Genomic DNA, 16,094 nt, shown 5'->3' on the forward strand with positions numbered 1-16,094 from the left:
TGTTCAAATGGCGATTCAGCGTTTAATTGGTTTTGGGAAAAAAGAAGAGTTTAAGGAAATTTTGGCAATTTTAAGAAAGCAGAATCCTGATAGGATAAGGGTTCTGTGAAATTTGTCGTGTACAGAGCAATCATTCAATAATTTTAGGCGATTTTATAGTGCAACTTGTTGAATTTAATAAAGCATCCGAAGCAGATGTAAAAACTTTTTTAAAGCACTGTGTGCAAATTGAAGGCTGGGCAGAACATATTGTAGCGCAGCGTCCTTATACCTGTGTCACACAAATCATAGAGCAAGCAGTAAAAGCTGCAAATGCTTGGACTTGGGATGAAATCAAAAATGCTCTAGATAACCATCCACGGATTGGTGAAAAAAAGGCACAGGCAGAATTAAGTTGTTTGGAACAACAATTTTCAAATCAAGAACAGTCTGAAATTTCAGCAGATGAAGAAACTCAATTTGCATTGCTCAAAGGCAATGTCGCGTATGAGAAAAAGTACGGATACCTCTTTTTAATCAAAGCTTCTGGCCTCAGTAGTGAAGATGTACTACAGGCGCTGCAATATCGATTATTGAATGATCCTGAAACCGAAAAACGAATTGTTCATCATCAACTGGCTGAAATTGCCTTATTAAGATTAAAACAGGAGCTTAGCGCATGATTAGCTCACATATTTTAGATACCAATCTAGGCAAACCCGCAGCAAACGTCAGCATTCAATTATTTAATGCACACGGAGAGTTACTAGGTTCAGCCCAAACCAATGCAGATGGTCGTGTCAATGATTTTGCGCTGAAGGACTTTACAGCAGGTGCTTATAGCCTTGAATTTGCGACTGCTGAATATTTTCAGACTTTAAATACCGAAACCTTTTTTCCAAAAGCTGTGATTCATTTTTATGTAAAAGATGCCTCGCAGCATTTTCATATTCCTTTACTCATCAGCCCATTTGCATATTCAACGTATCGTGGCAGCTAAGAGCAAAGTTAAAAAATAGGGGATATAAAAATGACAGAAAAAAATAAAACAGTTTCACCAGAACATGAATATTTAGGCGCAGGGAAAAGCCTTGCCTATGGACTACAGCATGTATTAACCATGTATGGCGGTATTATCGCTCCGCCATTGATTATTGGTACAGCCGCGGGACTTGAACCTGCGCAGATCGGTTTATTGATTGCGGCGGCGCTTTTTGTCGGTGGCTTGGCGACCATACTACAAACCGTCGGTGTGAAATATATCGGTGCAAAATTACCCTTAGTACAAGGTGTTTCATTTGCAGGTGTGGCGACGATGATTGCCATAGTAACCGCAGGCGGTGGGCTTTCTGCTGTTTATGGTGCGGTGATTGTTGCATCTCTAATTGGCTTTTTTCTAGCACCTTATTTTTCAAAAATTATTCGTTTTTTCCCACCGATTGTGACTGGTTGTGTGATCACTGTGATTGGTCTTTCATTGCTGCCTGTCGCGGTACGCTGGATGATGGGTGGGAACAATAAAGCACCAGACTGGGGAAGTGCTGAGAACATCAGTTTGGCATTTTTAACTTTGGGTATCGTGATTGCGCTGAACTTAACCCGTAATGCAACTATCCGACGTTTATCTATTTTGTTAGCCATCGTCTTCGGTACGGTGCTGGCTTATGCCTTTGGCTTTGGCGATTTTTCTAAAGTTGCAAATGGTAACTGGATTCAATTTCCAAGCTTCTTTGCTTTCGGTATGCCAACTTTTGAGTTAAGTGCCATTATTGCTATGTTGATCGTGACTTTAGTGATTATGACTGAAACGACAGCAGATATTATTGCCGTTGGGGAGATTGTTGGTACTAAAGTGGATGCTGAGCGTATTACCAATGGCTTACGTGCAGATATGTTATCTAGTGCAGCAGCGCCAATCTTCGGCTCATTCATGCAAAGTGCTTTTGCACAAAATGTTGGTTTAGTAGCGATTACTGGCGTGAAAAGTCGCTTTGTTGTCGCAGCGGGTGGAATGATTTTAGTCGTATTAGGCGTTCTGCCAATTATGGGGCGACTGATTGCAGCGATTCCTGTCCCTGTATTAGGTGGTGCTGGTTTAGTTTTGTTTGGAACGGTTGCGGCAAGTGGTATTCGTACCTTGGCGAAAATTGACTATAACGAGCAAAAGAACCTCATCATTGTTGCGACTGCGATTGCAGCAGGGATGATTCCAATTATCGATTATTCTTTCTATGCCAACTTCCCGAAATGGGTGCAAACACTCTTTCATTCAGGCATTAGTTCGACTTGTTTGATGGCGATTATTTTAAATATTGTATTCAATCATCTAAATTTATTTAAAAATAAAGAAGTGACTATGAGCAAAGATCAGGTTAAAAAACCAAGCATGGCGATAGATGTGCAACATTAATCATGGCAGATTTTAAGTCTTGAACCATGCGATGATGCATAGAATAAAGACTATATAGAATAAATAAAGCCCTCTAAATTGAGGGCTTTTTATTGCGTAATATTTAAACAAATTAATACCAAGACATGAAATAAGGTATTTACTAACAATTGTTAAGTGATTTTTAGTCTATTGAACTCTAAGTATTTAAGCTAAAAATAAACAATTAGTTTGAAATGTGAATAGGCATTGGGAACTGGAACACATCACAATTATGCCCAGCGCCAATACGATCGATGACGGCAAAGCTACTCGGTGCTTCGAGTGTTAGGAGAGGATGATGCCATGTTCCTGCACGATAATTGACTCCTTGGCTACCATCAGTAATGAAAGCACATAGCTGTGTAAGATCAGGGCTGTGATCATCCAATGCAGGTGCGACTAACACTAAAAAAGCCTGTGCTTGCATTGGAATAAAAGCTTGCGAGCCGTTGGGATGCCGCTCTAACATCGAAATCGTAAAAGGCAATTCAGTGGTTTTGATATTTCTAAAGATGCTAATTCCAGCAACCGCATCACCTGAAATTTCTGTTTCTACGAGGGCATGATATCGCTCTGTATGTGCATCATTGATGTGGAAAAAATCATGTCCAGTTGTGCAAATGACCTCTCCAAAAGGCGCAAAGCCTTCAATACTGAGAGCTTGTATTTTTATGCTGTGTGTCATGTTTAGATATCTTAGTAAGGCATTTAATTAAAAAAATTGAAACCATACACATAGGAAGCACGAAGGCTTCCTATTTTATCAATATTGCAATTAAGGATGTATTTTTCCCCATAACCGTATGCGACTAATCCCCCCGTCAGGAATCATATTGATGCGGATATGCGATATTTTTTCATGCTTTAAAATCTCACTGACGAAGCTATGAATGTGATCCATCTGCATGTCTTGTGAATCTAGCAAAAACGGCCAGAACATACTTTGCGGAATCAGTTGAGGGTCAGTGGCATCTTCCACATAAATAGCTTGTATGGACACTTGCGCAGGGAAGTTGCCTTTAAAATGGGCAGTATCAATATCAATTTTCTCTATTGCACCAGATTGACCCAAACCCAAAATACACCAGTCAAAACCTGGTGCACGGCGACGTTTAGTTTCCCAACCATCTCCCATATTGATACCACGACCAGGGTTAATTAAGTTTCGTGGATGTCCAAAATGAGCATCACTATAAGCAATTACGCGTCCACCATTTTCCAGTGCAACAAGGTCTAATGTGCTCGTACTGTCTTGAATTTGAACCTGAACTTCACCATAGACTTTAAATCGTGCAATACCACCGTCTGGATATATATTTAAACGTACATGGGTAAAAACCTGATCATTTGAGACCTTCAATATATGGTGTTGGCTCGGGCCCAATACGGTATTGTCTAAGATATTGACCCATGCTGCCTGTGCTAGCTCACCACTTGGTGCAAAACAGGCTTCAACGGATGCGGAAGCTGGATAATTCCCTGTAAAGAATGTTGTATCAATATCTAAGGCTTGAATTCGTCCTGCAACACCGAGTTGGATGATTGCCCAATCATAACCTGCATGGCGTTTACGACGCGTTTCCCAACCATCCATCCATTTGCCATGCTCATCAAATTTATCTTCGACAAAGATAGGTGCATTAAATTGAAGCATGCGTTTTGCTTCTGCAAAAAAATCATCTGAACATTCAAGTATTTTTGCACCAATACGGTCATCTGCTAAATTTGTAAGTGTCTGTAATTGTGCAGGAATATCAAAACTAGGTGCAAGTAAGGTCGCCATATATAAAATCCATTCACTATTTTCATTTAAAACATATGCATTTTTTTTCAGTGTTAAAAATTTAACATTCGATAAAAACAAGCATTTACACGTGTTTAGAAGCACAGCGTGTGCCAACTTTAGAATTTTTTATTGCTTGTTTGAAAAAATGGTATGCTTTTCGCTTTTTAGGAGAAAGATATTTAAAAAAACACAGGGGAGTTATAGATGGACATTACAATTATTGGTGCAGGTATGGCGGGCCTAACGACTGGGATCGCTTTGAAAAAATTCGGACACCAAGTAACCATCTATGAACAGGCAGAACAAATTTTACCTGTTGGGGCCGCTATTTCTTTATGGTCTAACGGTGTCAAATGTTTGAACTATTTGGGGCTAACCGAACAAGTCGAAAAGCTCGGTGGCAAGATGGATCGCTTAGCCTATATCGATGGTTTAACGGGCGATGTCATGACACAGTTTAGTCTGTTTCCTTTAATCGAAGAAGTTGGTCAGCGACCTTATCCAGTTTCACGCGCAGACTTACAAAATATGCTCATGGATGAATTTGGTCGTGAGAATATTCATCTAGGCAAAAAAATGGTGAGCTTCTCAGAACAAGATGATCAAGTGATCACCCGTTTTGCTGACGGAAGTGAGGTTCTGGCTGATTTATTGGTTGGCGCCGATGGTACACATTCATTGACACGGGCGTATGTATTGGGGGAACAAGTTGAGCGCCGCTATGCAGGTTATGTCAATTGGAACGGTTTAGTCGATATTTCAGAAGAATTTGCTGCGGCAGATCAATGGACGACATTTGTAGGAGAAGGTAAGCGCGTTTCGCTGATGCCCGTTGCCGACAACCGATTCTATTTCTTCTTTGATGTACCTTTGGCAGCAGGCTTAGAAAATGACCGCACACAATATAAGGCCTTATTTAAAGAATACTTTAAAGGTTGGTGTGAACCGGTTCAAAAGCTAATTGATGCTGTAGATGCCAAAAAAACCAATCGGGTAGAAATTCATGATATTGAACCTTTTGCAGATTTCTACAAAGGTCGTGTGGTGATAGTGGGTGATGCAGCACACAGCACAACGCCTGATATTGGACAAGGTGGTTGCCAAGCAATGGAAGATGCAATTTATTTAGCTCGTTCTTTGCAAATCAATACTTTGGGCTTACAAGATTCATTGCGTCGTTATCAAAATAAACGTAATGAACGTGCTAATGAATTGGTTCTGCGAGCGCGTAAACGTTGTGATGTGACGCATATGAAAGATGAAAGTGTGACGCGCGAATGGTATGCAGAACTGCGTAAAGAACAAGGCAATCATATTATGAAAGGCATCATTAGTAATATTGTAGGCAATCCATTGGATTAAAAAAATAAACTAATAAAACTTTAGCTTTCAGCAGCCAGTACGGGTTATTCGCACTGGCTTTTTTTAAATAATTATTTGCTATTACAACGCCAAAATATTGGTTTTAGGGGGTCATGGATTTTAAATTGATTTTAATTTCTTCCATTTTTTCCACCAAATGATTAATCATGATCTGAGAAATTCGAGAAGTTTGGCGCTTCGATGCGACACATAAAGCAATGGTCAAACTGTGCAAACCTTTTTCACGGATCGGTTTAAAAATAATCTTATTATTCTCAAGCAATGGCAAAGCATCCATATATGACATCAAACTGATGCCTAATTGTTGTTGAATCAATGACAGTATCATTCTAATGTCATTACATTCGATCTTTTGAATAGGACTAAACTTATGATGTTTATATAAAGTCTGTACATATTCACTAATAATGAGTGGTTCACTCGGCAAAATATGCCGTTCATTTAACGTATCTGAAAGATAAATTTTATCCATCCCACCCAAGGTATGATGCGGCGACATCACAAAACCCAAAGGAATTTCTATAAAGGATAAAATCTCTAATTGGCTATGGCTTTTGGGATTTAAAATAATGCCAAAATCTAATTCTGCATCGACGATTTTTCTAGAAATGTCTTCACTGCTATTCATGCTGATGTTGAGGTTGATCCACGGATAGGTTTCAGCCATCTTTTGAATGCAGTCGACGACAAAACTGTCATTCAAAGCCGCAATAAAGCCCATTTCAATGTTTCCACGGTTCAAACCTTGGATTTCATCAAATCGAGTTCGCGTCAGTTGATACTCTTTTTGCCATTTTAATAAATCGGCATATAGTAATTCACCCGCGAGCGTCAGTTTTAAGCCCTGAGGTAGTCGTTCAAATAGGGCAACCCCGAGTTCTTCCTCTGCCAAAACGATTTGTCGATGTACTGCCGAGACTGAAATAAAGAGTTGTTCAGCAGCTTTGCGCAGACTTCCAGTCCGTGCAACCGCCATAAAATATTCAGAAAATCTAGAAAAAGTAATCGACATACAGGCTTCAATCTCTATCGCGTCATCAGCGAATCATAATGTTATGCATTTTAAGCGATATTCATGCCAGCTTTATCAAATCAAGCAGGGATCAATGCTTAATGTTCTAAAAAACAGAACAATCTATGCAAATCATTCTAATAGACAGAAATGTGTTTAGAATTTAATTTCGACTTAGAAAATAAGGATTTAGCAAAATTTAAATAGCGCTAAATGCTAAAGAAATATTGAAAATGTCGAGATGAACTATGAATGCCATTCCAGTACTCAATTTATTTACCCAACCTCAGTGCAGTACATTTGATGCCAACGACTGGAATATTTTGGCGCAGCATTGGTATCCCGTTGCACGTGTAGAAGATGTTTCGACTGAACCGCAACAAGTGCAATTACTCGATGTAAAAATGGCGTTATATCAAACTGAAAGTGGAAAAATTCATTTGGTTCGTGACATTTGTCCACATCGAGGGGTGCCATTAACTAAAGGCTGGGTCAAGGGTGAAGACATTATTTGTCCATATCATGGTTTACATTATAACGGCGCAGGAAGGTGTGTAAAAATTCCCGCACAGCCAGAGCTGACTCAAATTTCAGAGCGTTTTTCATTAACTAAATTTCCAGTTGTATTGAAATATGGATTGGTGTGGACCAGTTTATTTAATCGCGATGAATCTACGGCCAATTTTCCAGATTTAGACACGTGGGATAACGAGCAGCACCAATCTATATTGCCACCTTATGTAGATATTGGTGGTTCAAGTGGACGTCAGCTCGAAGGCTTTATTGATGTTGCACATTTCGCATGGGTGCATCATGAGAGCTTTGCAGACCGTGAAAACCCCAAAGTGAAAAAATATTCGACAGTGCGTACAGACTATGGACTACATACAGAATATCTTAGTGATGTGAGTAATTATCCGCATGGCTTACAACATTTAGCGCCAGAAGATTTTTTATGGAAAAGAACGTTTGATGTCTATCCGCCATTTTCTGCAATTTTAACCATCGATTTTCCTGAAAATGGAGTGTTAAAAATATTAAATGCCTGTTGTCCTGTATCGCATAATAAAACCCGTTTATTTGTGCCTTTAACTCGTAATTTTGATACCACAGGCGATTTACAAGCGGTCTATGATTTTAATGCACAAATTTTTGCTGAAGATCAGGACATGGTGGAAAGTCAAAAACCTGAGGAATTGCCACTGGATATCAGTATGGAGGCGCATTTCGAAGCAGATCGCTCATCGACAACCTATCGTCGAATATTAGCCGAATGGGGGCTAAGCAAACGTTATACCGTTTAATTTTTATTTTCGAATAATTTCATTCTTGGTTTTCATACAAAAAAAGCGACTCAATCGAGCCGCTTTTGACTTTGTACATAAAGGATTAGTTTACACGTATCCATGTTTGGCTGCGTCCAAGCGCAGATACACCAATATAGCCACGACCATTCAAGGTCTTGCCGTCATTCGACATTTTGGCATTGAAACTATAGGTTTTACCATTTTTCGGGTCAGTAATTTTACCACCGTCATAGGTATTTTTACCGGTATTTTTCAAACCATTCACGATTTGCACACCGAGTAGTGGTTTATTGTGGAATTTACCTACACATTTTTGGCAGTTTTCTGCTTCACCCGGGGTGAGTACATCAACGATTTTTGCAGATAAAACGCCCTTTGATGTTTCATTAAATTGAACTACAGATAAAGGTTTTTTGGTTTGGTCATCGATGGTTTTCCATTTAGTACCATGCAATGGATCAGCAGCCAAAGCTAAGCTAGACACCAGTGACAAACCGATTAGGCTAAGAGTTGTTTTTATCATTTTAGAACCTCTATTGAACATAGTAAGAGATGTGCATCCCTGATCTTCCAAAGGGTGGATACACAAGACTTGGAAAATTACAAAGCATCAGCCTTGTTGTCTTCAAGGGCTATATTCACAAAAAAATAAGTATATATTGTGGATTTTATATACTGATTTTGAATATGTAGAATCTGGATCGTGTAGAAAAATAGAATAAATGTTGAGCTTTGTTTATAACATTTGGGATTTGTATCACTTTTATAAATATCAAACGCTGTTTGAGCTGAAAAATTTAGAGCTACAATCCCAAAAAAAGCCGGAGCTAAAAGGCTCATTTAAGTTTTCAATTTTTGCTCTAATCATGTTGAATTACATTAATTTGATTTGAAGCAATAACGCTAAAGAGCTATGTATAGCATTCATATTTTACAATTAAATAAAATCATTTCATTCATAGATCAGTTCTCGTTAAGCTTGTGTTATGAATAATATGAAAATGCAGCTTGTTCACTGAACGAGATTAAGTGTGTATAGGAATCACGATGAAAAATTTTAACAACAAAGTCGCAGCCATTACTGGAGCAGGTTCAGGTATTGGGCAGCAGTTAGCCATTCAACTGGCTCAATCAGGTGCGCATCTAGCATTAAGTGATCGCAACCTTGACGGTCTTGCACAAACGGCTGAAATGATTAAGCACACCGGTGTGAAAATAATTCAGACCCAATTAGATGTATCTGATCGTGCCGCTGTCGAGCAATGGGCGGCTGCAACCCAAGCTGAATTTGGCCAGGTCAATTTGATCTTTAATAATGCAGGTGTCGCGTTAGCCAGTACTGTAGAAGGTATGCATTATGATGAAATTGAGTGGATTATGAATATTAATTTCTGGGGCGTGGTATATGGGACAAAAGCATTTTTACCGTATTTAAAACAAAGTGGCGATGGACATATAGTTAATATTTCCAGCTTATTTGGTTTGACGGCTCAACCGACTCAAAGTGCCTATAATGCAACGAAGTTTGCGGTACGAGGTTTTACTGAATCTTTACGCCAAGAATTAGACTTGGAAAATGCTGGAGTCAGCGCAACTTGCGTGCATCCGGGTGGGATTCGAACCAATATTGCAAATAGCGCGCGTATGAGTGACAGTATTCGTGCGTTAGGGATGAACCCAGATAGAGCCACGAAAGCATTTAATAAAGTGCTAAAAACAACGCCTGAAGTCGCAGCAAAAGTCATTTTAGATGCGGTAAAGCAGAATAAACGTCGAGTTTTAATTGGTAATGATGCCAAAATTATTGATTTAATTCAGCGAATTGCACCTACACGTTATGCCCAAGCCATAGATCTACTTAGTGGTAAGAAAAAACGTAAATAATTCAAAGATAAGTAAAAAAGGGATGATGCAACATGATCCCTTTTTTATCCTATAGAGCTCTTAATTTCGAATATTGAATTTTTAAGTTTATAAATGACAAGAAAATCAAAAAATTGAGTTTTCGATTAAACAAAGAAGATGTAGTGTTCCATCTTCTTTGTATTGGCAATGCGTTTGGACATTATGAACTTTTAGAATCTTGAGTCGTTGTCATCGGTGCTTGTGTGGCTACTCGTTTGGTCAAAATGACATGTGCAGCGACACCGATACAAATCCCCCAAAATACTGAGCTTAGCCCTAAAAAATGCATACCTGAGGCTGTCGCTAAAAAAGTGATTAGCGCCGCATCACGGTTGGCCTCATTTTTCATCGCAACGGACATGTTTGTTCCAATCGCACCTAATAACGCTAAACCTGCAAGTGCAGCGACCAACTCTTTAGGTAATAGGCTAAATAACATGACAATACTGCCTGCAAATAAGCCGCCTAAAATATAAAAAATACCATTGGCAATACCGGCTATATAACGTTTTTCTTTTAGTTCATGTGCATCTTTGCCCATACACATGGCTGCGGTAATTGACGCCAAAACAATGGTAATACCTCCGACACATGCGACAGCGAGCGAGGCAATACTGGTCGCAGTGATAATGGGCTTAGCTGGCGTGTCATATCCACTTAGTTTCATGATCGCCATCCCCGGAAGGAACTGACCACTCAGACTGACTAAAATTAAGGGAATCGCCAAATTTAAAGTCGAGTTCCAAGTCCAAACTGGAGCAATAAACTGCGGTATAGCGAGTTGAAAATTCACATCAACAGGATTAATTTTTCCTAATGTAAAACTCAGGATGACACCAGTCAGTAAGACCCAAATCATCGCGTAGCGTGGCGAAAGTCTTTTCGATATGAGAAAGACCAATAACATGCCAAAGACAATGATCGGCATACTATCTGTCGCAGTGAACAGTCCAAGTCCAAACTGAAATAAAATACCTGCCATCATTCCCGCAGCGACATCTTGAGGAATCCATTTTAAGAGTTTGTCAAAATAGCCAGTGATGCCAATCAAGAAAATAACAATAGCGGACGTGATATAAGCTGCTATGGCTTCATTCAGTGAAATATTCGGAAATAGGGTGACTAAAAGGGCTGTACCGGGCGCTGACCACGCGGTAATCACCGGGGTTTTATATTTAATAGAGAGATAAATACCCGCCAGCGCAGCACCAATAGAAATCCCCCAAATCCATGAAATCATCATGGCTGGGGAAACTTGAGCTTTTTGTGCGGCTTGGAAAAAAATAATCAGTGGGCCTGAATATGAAATCAGCACGGCTAAAAATCCTGCAACCGTCGCTGAGATCGACCAATCTTCTTTTAATGTTTTTAACAGGGGTGCCATCGCTTTTGCCTCCATGCGACTATGTCAATGAGCCTGTTGAATTAAACCAATGACGGTATAGCGTTTAACCTTGATCTCCACCACCAACAGGGACGACTGTTCCTGTCATATAAGATGAATCATCGGATGCCAAAAATAAGATGGCATTCACTTGTTCCTGAATTGTGCCATAGCGTCCCAAGAATGTACGGTCAATGGTTTGATCGACCACGTCTTGCATCCATTGTTTTTCATGATCTGACAATGGATTGGTATTTCTTGGTACTTTTCGTGGTGGGGCTTCTGTGCCACCTGTGGCTACGGCATTGACTCGAATACCATCTTTGGCATGTTCAAAAGCGAGAGCAGCGGTTAAGCCATTAACCCCACCTTTTGACGCTGAATATGGCACACGGTTAATACCACGGGTTGCAATAGAAGATACATTTACAATTGTCCCTTGCTGATTTTGAATCATTTCAGGTAACACGGCTCGGCAGCACCAGAGGGTTGGAAATAATGAACGATTAACTTCCTTAATGATTTCTTCTTCTGAAAATTCTTGGAAGGGCTTCATCCAAATCGCACCGCCAACGTTATTGATTAAAATATCAATTCGGCCATATTTTTCAATGGCTTGAGCAGCAACTGATTGAGCGCCTGCAAATGTTTCAAGATTGGCTTTAACAATAATGGCATCGCCATTGTGGGCTTGAATATCGTTCAGCGTCTCTTCAACAAAATCTGAGAGATCTGCCAATACCACTTGAGCGCCTTCTCGAGCCACTTGTAGTGCTACTCCACGACCGATACCTTGAGCGGCACCGGTAACGATGACAACTTTATTGTTAAATCTGGCTTGTTCTGACATTAAACTATTCTCCCTTAATTCGCTGAGAATTTTTCAAACAAAAAGTTTGCAGGTTTAACGCCTTCGGTATCTAACCAGCCACGTACCGCTTCGACCATCGGCACAGGACCACAGAGATAAATATCTACATCGCCGTTGTTTAACCAATCTTTTTCAACATGACTGGTCACATAGCCTTTACGTTCATGCTGTGACTCAGGGTGAGCGACCACAGTACGGTATTCGAACCACGGGAGTTTGCTTTGTAATTCATCGAGCTTGTCTTTTGCCACGATGTCAAAGTCATTGGTTACGCCAAATACAAGACGAACAGGTTGTTCAGAACCTTTTTCTTCAAGCACTTGTAACATGGACATAAACGGCGCAATACCTGTACCACCTGCAAGCATGACCACAGGGCGGACGACATTACGCAGATAAAAACTACCAAAAGGTCCTTTGAAGGTCATTTTATCGCCGGCTTTCGCATCGGCACTCAGGAAAGTACTCATTTTGCCTTCAGGGACATTACGAACCACGAAGCCTGTTAAACGATTGCCCGGCTTTGAACTAAACGAATACGAACGAGTTTCTTCAGTCCCCGGAATGCCGACATTGACGTATTGACCTGCCAAGAAGTTAATGTCCGGTTGACCTTCATCCAGTTGAATATCAAAGGTAATCGTAGAATCCGACATATTTTCAACACGTGACAATATGCCTTGAAACTCATGAATTTCAGTTTTACACACGTCAGATGATGCACTGATTTGGAAAACCGCATCTGAACTTGGACGACATTGGCAAGCTAAAATATAACCTTGCTCAGCTTCTTCGGGGGTTAAAGCGTCTTCGATATAAGATTCTTCAGGCATGTCGTAAGTTCCCGACTCACAAAATGCACGGCATGTCCCACATGCGCCATCACGGCAATCTAGAGGGATATTGATTTTTTGACGATAGGCTGCGTCGGATAGGGTTTCACCTTGAGCAACACTAATAAAACGAGTAACGCCATCTTCAAATTGAAGTGCAACATTATGGTTTGACATGGCTGAATATCCTTTTGAAAATCTGGTATAACGTGTCCTTTCAGCCAAATATCCTTCTGGATGAAAGTAAAACCTTGCTTAGTGAAATAAGCTTTTAGAGGTGATAAATATCAATAACTTGGTTGATATAATCGTTTTTCAGAACAACATATTTGCTGAGGATTTTTGGCTGCTCACCTGAAAAATCAATTTCATAACGTGACATGCCAAAGTAGCTATAGTTGGTGTTGTAGCGGAAACTTAAGGTGTTCCAGTTAAAACGCACCGTTACTTTGTCGCCATCACGTTCAATAATCTCGACGTTATTAATGTTATGGCTAGTTCGTGTATCCGGCATCGTGGCAGATGAACGCTCAGTTTTAATGCGGAAGACACGGTCTTCTAAACCTTGACGGTCTGGATAATAAATCAAAGAAATCTCAGACTGCGGATCTTCCGTTAGGCGGTCATCGTCATCCCAAGCCGGCATCCAAAATGAAGCAGATGGGGCATAGCACGCTAGCCATTCATCCCACTGTTCATCATCTAAAAAACGCGCTTCGCGGTAGAGGAACTGAGATACAGCTTCAATGCTTACGCTGTCTAAATATGCAGTTGCATTCATGCGACATCTCCTTGTTCATTTGCGACTTGTTCAGCTAGTTCTTTTTCTTCAGCGATGGCATGTTTCATGGTTTTTAACCAATATTGATGCTGAGCAAGGTAAAGACCTTCATCTTCGGTTTTGATGCCACTTAATAGTGGTTTTAATCCAATTTCATTGGCTGCATCATCCGGTCCATGAATCCAGTGTTTTGAACCACGGCACATGTCGTTCCATTCCAGCTCAATCCCTGCATATCCAGCTTGGCAGGCACGGAATTCTTCTAAATCATCAGGTGTTGCCATGCCTGAAGCATTAAAGAAGTCTTCATATTGACGAATACGACGTGTACGTGCTTCTGGCTCTTCACCAACAGGGGCGATACAGTAAATGGTGACTTCAGTTTTATTGACAGAAATCGGGCGTAAAACGCGAATTTGTGAACCGAATTGATCCATCAAATAGACGTTTGGATAAAGACAAAGGTTGCGTGAACGCTCGATCATCCATTTCGACATCGGTGCGCCGAATTTTTCGGTATATTCATCGGCTTTGCTAAAGTTTGGACGGTCTTCTGGGTTAGCCCATTGCGTCCATAACAACATGTGACCACTGTCAAAACCATAAGAACCACCGCCTTGCTTGCCCCAAGAACCCGCACTCATAGCACGAATATTATCTGCAGCTTGTGCTTCTTTACGGTGCTGTGTGGTGGCTGCATAGTTCCAATGCACGGCTGAAACGTGATAGCCATCTGCGCCATTTTCAGCTGTCAGTTTCCAGTTACCTTCATAGGTATAGGTAGATGAACCACGTAAAACTTCTAAACCATTTTCCGACTGACCTTCGATCATGTCTATAATTTTGGTGGTTTCACCTAAGAATTCTACTAGACTTGGCACATCAGGATTTAAGCTACCAAATAGAAAGCCTTTATAACTTTCAAAGCGTGCGACTTTTTTCAAGTCATGTGAACCATCTTGGTTAAAGCAATCTGAATAACCCGCTTCGGCAGGGTCTTTAACTTTGAGCAATTTACCTGAGTTATTAAAGGTCCAACCATGGAATGGACATGTATACGTCGCTTTGTTGCCTTTTTTATAACGACATAACTGTGCGCCACGGTGTGAGCAGGCATTGATCATGGCATTCAATTCACCATTACGGTTACGTGCAATGATAATGGGCTGGCGACCGATATGAGTCGTGTAATAATCATTGTTATTTGGAATTTGGCTTTCATGTGCCAAATATACCCAGTTACCTTCAAAAATGTATTTCATTTCAAGATCAAACAACGCTTGATCGGTAAATACTGAGCGGTGCAGTTTAAATTCACCAGTGTCAAAATTATCGACAAGAAGTTCATCAATACGATCTAGATGGCTGGTGTTAATTACAGGAATACGTGGCATGTCCATTCTCCGACTGTCCAATGAGGGGATAGTCGCCGAGTTGTCAAACTTGGATGAGACAGCTCGGCTTCCTTTGAGTGAGTAATTAAGCGCTAGCTCGTCGACGATCAACTTCAGTATTTGGTGCTGCGGCTTGTTCTTTAACTAACTCAACATTAAAGCTAATGTGCTTAAACGGTTGGTTTAGACCACGACGCGCAATTTCAGCTTCGTCTGTGATATCAACAGCAGTTGCTACCAGACCATCACGAGTTGCAAAGGCAAAATCGTCCCAAAGGTATTTATCACCTTCGATGTTGAATTGAGTGGTTAGCTTGCGGTAACCCGGTGCAGAGATAAAATAATGTACATGCGATGGACGGTTACCATGACGGCCTAATTTGTCTAAAACAAATTGAGTTGTGCCTTCTGGAGGACAGCCATAACCAACTGGCATCGTGGTTTGTGCAACATATTTACCGTCTTGGTCAGAAAGAATCGTACGGCGAAGGTTGAAGTCAGATTGAGACTTATCAAAGAAAGAATAGTTACCTAGGCTGTTGGCATGCCAAATTTCAACTTTAGCGCCTTCAATGATGTTGCCTTCGGTATCTGTTACTGTACCTTCAATAAACAGTGTTGGAATTTTATCGGTTTCCGTACCATCATCCATACGAGCAAAGCCCACTGATTCAGGTGCGCCAGCCACATATAAAGGGCCTTCAATGGTACGTGGTGTACCACCTGTAATACCTGCTTTCGCATCAGCTTCATCCGCACGTAAATCAAGATAGTGCTCTAAACCTAAACCTGCGGCTAAAAGACCTAATTCGTTTGCTTGACCCGCGTCTGTAAAATACTCTAGACCTTTCCATAGTTCAGTTTGAGTAATATCCAGATCTTCAATCGCTTGGAATAAATCACCCAATAAACGTACCACAACTTGCTGTACACGTTGGTCAACAGGCCCTGTCGCTGTATCTACGTTCATTTGTTTAACCAGAACATCAATCTCTTGACGGTTCATACTATATCTCCTTAAGTATGCA

16 protein-coding genes are annotated in these 16,094 nt (G+C 40.5%); 6 read left to right on the top strand and 10 right to left on the bottom strand.

Translation table 11 applies throughout. The annotated features are described in order from the left end of the window. The first annotated feature begins 158 nt into the window (after positions 1 to 158). From uraD to FTU05_RS00015, 3 genes are read left to right on the top strand one after another with little or no spacing between them, the layout of a single operon-like run. Positions 159 to 662: a 2-oxo-4-hydroxy-4-carboxy-5-ureidoimidazoline decarboxylase gene (gene uraD, locus FTU05_RS00005; protein WP_180163829.1), complete on the top strand. Its 504-nt coding sequence runs from the start codon at positions 159 to 161 to the stop codon at positions 660 to 662. Continuing rightward, positions 659 to 979, top strand: coding sequence for a hydroxyisourate hydrolase (uraH, locus tag FTU05_RS00010; protein ID WP_180023718.1), 321 nt, complete (start codon positions 659 to 661; stop codon positions 977 to 979). Before uraD ends, uraH begins: the two co-directional genes overlap by 4 nt. Positions 980 to 1,009: 30 nt before the next feature. Then, positions 1,010 to 2,389 carry a nucleobase:cation symporter-2 family protein gene (locus FTU05_RS00015; RefSeq protein ID WP_180163831.1) on the top strand — a complete coding sequence of 460 codons (1,380 nt, stop codon included), beginning with the start codon at positions 1,010 to 1,012 and terminating at the stop codon, positions 2,387 to 2,389. A gap of 205 nt (positions 2,390 to 2,594) precedes the next feature. Here the strand turns inward: FTU05_RS00015 and FTU05_RS00020 are convergent, their stop codons facing one another. Together FTU05_RS00020 and alc are read right to left on the bottom strand one after the other, a co-directional pair. Then, on the bottom strand, positions 2,595 to 3,095 hold the full coding sequence (locus tag FTU05_RS00020) for an ureidoglycolate lyase (protein WP_180111488.1): 501 nt from the start codon (positions 3,093 to 3,095) through the stop codon (positions 2,595 to 2,597). 90 nt (positions 3,096 to 3,185) lie between these two features. Continuing rightward, on the bottom strand, positions 3,186 to 4,193 hold the full coding sequence (gene alc / locus FTU05_RS00025; RefSeq protein ID WP_180163833.1) for an allantoicase: 1,008 nt from the start codon (positions 4,191 to 4,193) through the stop codon (positions 3,186 to 3,188). 207 nt (positions 4,194 to 4,400) lie between these two features. Here alc and hpxO point away from each other — a divergent pair, with 207 nt between their 5' ends. Next, entirely contained in the window at positions 4,401 to 5,558 is a 1,158-nt protein-coding gene (hpxO, locus tag FTU05_RS00030; protein ID WP_180163835.1) for an FAD-dependent urate hydroxylase HpxO, read from the top strand. A 103-nt stretch (positions 5,559 to 5,661) separates the two neighbouring features. On the opposite strand, the gene FTU05_RS00035 is transcribed toward hpxO, so the two are convergent. After that, positions 5,662 to 6,591: a LysR family transcriptional regulator gene (locus FTU05_RS00035; RefSeq protein ID WP_180163837.1), complete on the bottom strand. Its 930-nt coding sequence runs from the start codon at positions 6,589 to 6,591 to the stop codon at positions 5,662 to 5,664. A gap of 248 nt (positions 6,592 to 6,839) precedes the next feature. Between FTU05_RS00035 and FTU05_RS00040 the strand changes: the two genes are divergently transcribed. After that, positions 6,840 to 7,895, top strand: coding sequence for an aromatic ring-hydroxylating dioxygenase subunit alpha (locus FTU05_RS00040; RefSeq protein WP_180050827.1), 1,056 nt, complete (start codon positions 6,840 to 6,842; stop codon positions 7,893 to 7,895). Between the two features lie 85 nt (positions 7,896 to 7,980). Here FTU05_RS00040 and FTU05_RS00045 read toward each other — a convergent pair whose 3' ends face one another. Then, complete coding sequence (locus tag FTU05_RS00045; RefSeq protein WP_168379617.1) at positions 7,981 to 8,421, bottom strand: DUF2147 domain-containing protein; 441 nt, start codon at positions 8,419 to 8,421, stop codon at positions 7,981 to 7,983. Between the two features lie 524 nt (positions 8,422 to 8,945). On the opposite strand from FTU05_RS00045, the gene FTU05_RS00050 reads away from it, so the two are divergent. After that, positions 8,946 to 9,782: an SDR family oxidoreductase gene (locus tag FTU05_RS00050; protein WP_180163839.1), complete on the top strand. Its 837-nt coding sequence runs from the start codon at positions 8,946 to 8,948 to the stop codon at positions 9,780 to 9,782. A gap of 181 nt (positions 9,783 to 9,963) precedes the next feature. Here the strand turns inward: FTU05_RS00050 and benE are convergent, their stop codons facing one another. The 6 genes from benE to catA all read right to left on the bottom strand — a co-directional run bounded on the left by benE (position 9,964) and on the right by catA (position 16,072). Further along, the gene (benE, locus tag FTU05_RS00055) at positions 9,964 to 11,187 is read right to left on the bottom strand and encodes a benzoate/H(+) symporter BenE (protein WP_180027183.1); all 1,224 of its coding nucleotides are present in this window, start codon (positions 11,185 to 11,187) and stop codon (positions 9,964 to 9,966) included. A gap of 64 nt (positions 11,188 to 11,251) precedes the next feature. Next, positions 11,252 to 12,037, bottom strand: coding sequence for a benzoate diol dehydrogenase BenD (gene benD, locus FTU05_RS00060; protein ID WP_180027182.1), 786 nt, complete (start codon positions 12,035 to 12,037; stop codon positions 11,252 to 11,254). 14 nt (positions 12,038 to 12,051) lie between these two features. Then, entirely contained in the window at positions 12,052 to 13,068 is a 1,017-nt protein-coding gene (gene benC / locus FTU05_RS00065) for a benzoate 1,2-dioxygenase electron transfer component BenC (protein ID WP_180163841.1), read from the bottom strand. Positions 13,069 to 13,162: 94 nt separating this feature from the next. Next, positions 13,163 to 13,672: a benzoate 1,2-dioxygenase small subunit gene (gene benB, locus FTU05_RS00070; RefSeq protein WP_180163843.1), complete on the bottom strand. Its 510-nt coding sequence runs from the start codon at positions 13,670 to 13,672 to the stop codon at positions 13,163 to 13,165. After that, the gene (gene benA, locus FTU05_RS00075; RefSeq protein ID WP_168379611.1) at positions 13,669 to 15,066 is read right to left on the bottom strand and encodes a benzoate 1,2-dioxygenase large subunit; all 1,398 of its coding nucleotides are present in this window, start codon (positions 15,064 to 15,066) and stop codon (positions 13,669 to 13,671) included. The genes benB and benA overlap by 4 nt, the downstream gene beginning before the upstream one ends. Positions 15,067 to 15,151: 85 nt before the next feature. Continuing rightward, the gene (gene catA, locus FTU05_RS00080; RefSeq protein WP_078193335.1) at positions 15,152 to 16,072 is read right to left on the bottom strand and encodes a catechol 1,2-dioxygenase; all 921 of its coding nucleotides are present in this window, start codon (positions 16,070 to 16,072) and stop codon (positions 15,152 to 15,154) included. Positions 16,073 to 16,094 lie beyond the last annotated feature (22 nt).

The sequence above is a fragment of the Acinetobacter sp. YH12049 genome, from assembly GCF_013419875.1.
Lineage (GTDB): Bacteria > Pseudomonadota > Gammaproteobacteria > Pseudomonadales > Moraxellaceae > Acinetobacter > Acinetobacter amyesii.

Excerpts from the sequence above, each read along its gene's own strand:
- uraH (WP_180023718.1), top strand. The coding sequence starts at position 659 with ATGATTAGCTCACATATTTTAGATACCAATCTAGGCAAACCCGCAGCA.
- FTU05_RS00015 (WP_180163831.1), top strand. The coding sequence starts at position 1,010 with ATGACAGAAAAAAATAAAACAGTTTCACCAGAACATGAATATTTAGGC.
- FTU05_RS00020 (WP_180111488.1), bottom strand. The coding sequence starts at position 3,095 with ATGACACACAGCATAAAAATACAAGCTCTCAGTATTGAAGGCTTTGCG.
- alc (WP_180163833.1), bottom strand. The coding sequence starts at position 4,193 with ATGGCGACCTTACTTGCACCTAGTTTTGATATTCCTGCACAATTACAG.
- hpxO (WP_180163835.1), top strand. The coding sequence starts at position 4,401 with ATGGACATTACAATTATTGGTGCAGGTATGGCGGGCCTAACGACTGGG.
- FTU05_RS00035 (WP_180163837.1), bottom strand. The coding sequence starts at position 6,591 with ATGTCGATTACTTTTTCTAGATTTTCTGAATATTTTATGGCGGTTGCA.
- FTU05_RS00040 (WP_180050827.1), top strand. The coding sequence starts at position 6,840 with ATGAATGCCATTCCAGTACTCAATTTATTTACCCAACCTCAGTGCAGT.
- FTU05_RS00045 (WP_168379617.1), bottom strand. The coding sequence starts at position 8,421 with ATGATAAAAACAACTCTTAGCCTAATCGGTTTGTCACTGGTGTCTAGC.
- FTU05_RS00050 (WP_180163839.1), top strand. The coding sequence starts at position 8,946 with ATGAAAAATTTTAACAACAAAGTCGCAGCCATTACTGGAGCAGGTTCA.
- benE (WP_180027183.1), bottom strand. The coding sequence starts at position 11,187 with ATGGCACCCCTGTTAAAAACATTAAAAGAAGATTGGTCGATCTCAGCG.
- benD (WP_180027182.1), bottom strand. The coding sequence starts at position 12,037 with ATGTCAGAACAAGCCAGATTTAACAATAAAGTTGTCATCGTTACCGGT.
- benC (WP_180163841.1), bottom strand. The coding sequence starts at position 13,068 with ATGTCAAACCATAATGTTGCACTTCAATTTGAAGATGGCGTTACTCGT.
- benB (WP_180163843.1), bottom strand. The coding sequence starts at position 13,672 with ATGAATGCAACTGCATATTTAGACAGCGTAAGCATTGAAGCTGTATCT.
- benA (WP_168379611.1), bottom strand. The coding sequence starts at position 15,066 with ATGCCACGTATTCCTGTAATTAACACCAGCCATCTAGATCGTATTGAT.
- catA (WP_078193335.1), bottom strand. The coding sequence starts at position 16,072 with ATGAACCGTCAAGAGATTGATGTTCTGGTTAAACAAATGAACGTAGAT.